The organism is Candidatus Obscuribacterales bacterium, assembly GCA_036703605.1.
GTDB lineage: Bacteria > Cyanobacteriota > Cyanobacteriia > RECH01 > RECH01 > RECH01.
The window spans coordinates 1-4,207 of record DATNRH010000028.1 but is presented as its reverse complement, the minus strand read 5'-3'; the positions used below and the strand labels follow the sequence as shown (position 1 = coordinate 4,207).

General features: G+C 50.5%; 5 protein-coding genes. 4 read left to right on the top strand and 1 reads right to left on the bottom strand.

Features of this window, described 5'->3' with window-relative positions; translation table 11 throughout:
• The 4 genes from V6D20_00730 to V6D20_00715 form a co-directional block, all read left to right on the top strand.
• The coding region (locus V6D20_00730) for an NAD(P)H-dependent oxidoreductase (GenBank protein ID HEY9814322.1) at positions 1–504 on the top strand (504 nt) is incomplete at its 5' end.
• A 14-nt stretch (positions 505–518) separates the two neighbouring features.
• Positions 519–1,298 (top strand): ATP-binding protein, encoded by a 780-nt coding sequence (locus tag V6D20_00725; GenBank protein ID HEY9814321.1) that lies wholly within the window; start codon positions 519–521, stop codon positions 1,296–1,298.
• Entirely contained in the window at positions 1,282–1,806 is a 525-nt protein-coding gene (locus tag V6D20_00720) for a DUF1349 domain-containing protein (protein HEY9814320.1), read from the top strand. Before V6D20_00725 ends, V6D20_00720 begins: the two co-directional genes overlap by 17 nt.
• A gap of 100 nt (positions 1,807–1,906) precedes the next feature.
• On the top strand, positions 1,907–3,121 hold the full coding sequence (locus V6D20_00715; GenBank protein HEY9814319.1) for an MFS transporter: 1,215 nt from the start codon (positions 1,907–1,909) through the stop codon (positions 3,119–3,121).
• A gap of 183 nt (positions 3,122–3,304) precedes the next feature.
• Here V6D20_00715 and V6D20_00710 read toward each other — a convergent pair whose 3' ends face one another.
• Positions 3,305–3,832: a hypothetical protein gene (locus tag V6D20_00710; GenBank protein ID HEY9814318.1), complete on the bottom strand. Its 528-nt coding sequence runs from the start codon at positions 3,830–3,832 to the stop codon at positions 3,305–3,307.
• Between the last annotated feature and the right edge of the window lie 375 nt (positions 3,833–4,207).

The window sequence follows — 4,207 nt, the reverse complement described above, 5'->3', positions numbered from 1 at the left end:
GACTTAGGACAACAACCTCCTGCCCTGATTACAGCCGATTGGGTGGCCGCCAATCAGACTCCGGCACAAGACCAAACGGAAGACACCAAGGCACTTTTAGCAGAATCAGATGCCCTGATTGCTGAACTGTATGGATGCGATCGCATGGTGCTCGGAGTCCCCATGTATAACTTTGGCATTCCGGCCCATCTGAAAGCCTACTTTGACAATGTTATTCGCATGGGTCGCACCGTTGATTACAACCGCGATACATCCACCTTTAATGGTTTACTCACCGAAAAGAAAGCGCTCATTATCAGTTCTCGCACTGGCAGTTATGCTCTTGAAACTCCAGCAGGGTCCATGGATTTTTGTGTGCCTTACCTCCAGTTCATCCTAAATTTTCTGGGCATTCAAGAGGTGGACTATGTTGAGGTGCCCTATCAGGGTATGGGAGGCGAGATGCAGCAACAAGCCACCGAGACAGCGATCGCCCGTTTAATGAACTTAGCCGAGGTTTGGTAGTGTCTATACCATGCATGAACAGGCGTGAACAGGCACTCTCTGCTGAAGTGGCCCGTTATGAAAAGGAAATGCGATCGCTACAACAGCAGCTTGCTGAAAAAGAGCACCTGGCAACCGTCGGGGCACTGGCAGCCAGCATTGTCCACGAAATTCGTAATCCACTAACTACCCTCTGGATATGGTTAGATTACTGCCAGCGCCAGGATCTTTCCGCACCAGCCAGGGAACGCCTAGCTCTGGCCCTGGCAGACAGCGAACGCCTGCAGCGCTTACTCAATCAAATTCTGCTCTACGCCAAACCCAAAACCTTACAGCTTCAGGAGGTTAACCTCATTCAACTGGTAGCTGAGACGCTGGATGGCTTGCACTGCAATCCTGTCACGCTGAATCGTCAGATGGAATTCTGGCATAGCCATACCCCAGTCACCTTAACCGCAGATCCAGACAAGCTTAAACAAGTGCTGATCAATTTGCTGACCAATGCCTGTGAAGCGGTTTCCGACGGCGATCGCATTGACATCAGCGTTGAAGTTATTGGGGGCGATCGCATGTGTCTCCAGATTCACAATGGTGGTATCCCCATTTCTGCAGAACAGTTGCCCAAACTCACGGAACCGTTCTATACCACCAAGGCTACGGGCACAGGGCTGGGGCTGGCCATCGTGCAGCAAATTATCGAAGCCCACGCCGGAACATTGCAGATTGCGTCTTCAGCTAGCGGTGGCACAACCGTCACGGTTACGTTGCCCAATCATACATCTATACCTGAGGTATCCCATGCAGTGGCTCAATGAACCGCCTGAATGGTCTTATTCAGGCCATCGACTAATCGTTAAAACCGCTCCCAAGACAGATTTTTGGCGGACGACCCACTACGGCTTCATTCGTGACACTGGCCATTTTTACTTCGATACCTTCAGCACCGATTTTGTCATGGAGGTCGGCATTCGCGGGAACTACACCGATCTCTATGACCAGGCCGGGATTATGCTGCGGATAGATGAAAACCACTGGATCAAAACCGGGATTGAGTTTGTCGATGGAGTCCAAAATCTGAGCGCCGTCGTTACCCACGACTATTCCGACTGGTCGATGATGCCCCTACCCAACCCGCCTGACGTTCTCCACCTGCGAGTCGAACGTCGCCAGGAAGCCATCCACATCGCTTACCGAGATGATACTTCAGAATACAAGCTGTTCAGGTTAACCTACCTACCCGGCGATACGATGCAAGCGGGCATTATGTGCGCTTCTCCAGACGGTCATGGCTTTGAAGCATCGTTTGAAGGTTTTCCATCCTAGGAACTGGGGTTCTTTAGCGATCGCCAAGGCGTTCAGCCGGCTGCCGTAGCCATTCAGCTCCTAGTCACTGTTTTTTTCCTTCATCCCCAGAAGTATTGCCATGGGATCGCCTACAAAGCCACATCACAAGCCGTTAGCTCCCCTCTGGATTGGAGTGGCCATTTACTTCTACGCCTTTATTGCCATTGGCATTGCTGAAGCAGGATTAGGTGTGCTGCTGCCGTCTATTCTGGTAGCCTACAACCTCACCCCTGCCACGGTCACGCTGCTCTTTGTCAGCCAGATTAGTGGCTACATCATGGCGGCCCTCACCAGCAGTTGGGTGAGTAGTCGATTGGGGTTGGGACGCATGCTTCTGTTAGCCGCCAGTCTACTGGTACTGGCGCTGTTGACCTATGCCCTATCGCCTGCCTGGTGGCTGATGGTGGCTACCGGCACTCTTTTGGGGCTGGGCATTGGGCTGATTGATGCCGGGGTGAATACTGTCATTGTGCAAGATTCCCACACTGCCCATTTAATTGGTATGCTGCACGGGTTCTACGGCATTGGAGCCCTGTCAGGGCCTGCGATCGCCACCACCCTGTTAGCCCTGGGCATGAGCTGGCGGCAGGTCTATGGAGTGCTGGCAGGACTCATCAGCCTGTTGCTGGTGGGGGTGCTCAGTGCTCTACTCTATCGCTACCCACCGCTGTTAAAGCCGCCATCGACTGGGCAATCTCCGTCCTGGGGCAATTTCAGGCAAGCCCTCCAAACGCCACTAGTCCTTTTATTTGGGGCGTTCTTACTGGTCTATGTCGGCATCGAAGCCTCCTTCAGTAACTGGGCCTATTCCGTACAGGTCATTGCCCGCTCAACCCCTCCGCTGGTGGCGGGATACAGCGTGAGCGCTTACTGGATGGGACTCACCCTAGGACGCTTCATGCTGGGTTACTTTTTGCGATCGCTGGGAGCCATCTGCACCATCAGCATGTCCCTCATACTGCTCACGATCGGGTTGCTGGCCTGGTGGCAGTTACCCGATCAGGGGTTGAGTCTGCCGTTAATTGGCTTTGCCCTGGCGGCGATCTTTCCCGCCATCATCTGGCTGATGCCAAAATGTTTGCCAGAAGCCCTTGTTCCTGCGGCTATTGGTTTTGCCACGAGTGCCGCCAGCGTTGGAGCGGCTCTCATTCCTACCGGTATAGGTTGGCTAGCCAATGGGTTAGGTTTGGGGATGATCCCCCTCTTCATGCTGCCGTTGGCGATCGTGATGGGGAGCTTACATTTTGGGTTAATGCACTATTCCGAAGCACTATGCAAAAGTTCAAATGGCTAACGGCAAAATGTAGCGCTAGAAAGTAACCTCAAACTCAGCACTAGCGGGTTGCGGTAGTCCACTGCCGTGATGTGTAGTTGGAGCACACACTATTGCCCCTCAACCTCATCGGATAGGCAACCTCTTATGTAGATTTGGAACAGCGGATAGCTGTTTGAGGTTTTGGAACACCACAAATAACCTTTATTGTGTGAATTCTAGTTCAATAACTCGATAAAAATCTTTCACCTGTTTAGGCGACCGAAGATGATAGACTCGCTTGCTTTTCTTAGCTTTATGTACATACTCCCGATACTTTGGAGTGAGCTTCTGATTGCACAGCCAAACCGTATAGTAGCTGTTCATTGTACCTTTTAGCAGTGGACTGTTCTCGGGCCAACTTTCCGGTGGAACCCAAAAGCCTTTCAAAAATCGCTTTGTTACCCACCAATAATGTTGAAGAACTGGCATATCTAAATATATTAAGGTGTCGGCAACCTCTAGTCGTTCCCATACCGTATCTAATGATCCATATCCATCAATGATCCATTGTTCTTTCTGAAGGAGTTGATCATGAATTGCCTTATATTCTTCAAAGGATATTTCTCCACCGCCAGGTTTATACTTCACAAGGTCTAAAGCGACCATAGGCAAACCAGTTATTTCTGCTAAACGTTTGCTGAGTGTAGACTTTCCGCCTCCAGCATTACCAAATACAGCCACTTTGTTCATAAGCATCTCCCCGATGAAGGTTGCTTTACATTACTCTTCAGGCAAAGGCTTTTACAATTTACCTAAGATCCTAAATACTGTGTACCTTGTGAGCCATTCTCAGTGATTGGCAAGAATGGCAGGTACATCAATAGCTATACCCACACCTCAACCAGCTAATTAGGTCAAGGAGGGGAGGGTTCAATACCCTCCTCGACCCGATTATGCGGCATCCTCGATCACCTCGTATTTGCTTTGCACCAAGCCGTTTTCAAACTGTCGCGTCTCAAGATGATGTAATCTGACATCGTGAGGAAGCGAACTAAAAAGTGGAATTCCTGTGCCTATAAGGATTGGCACTTTAGTAATAATTAATTGCTGAATCAAGCCTTCACG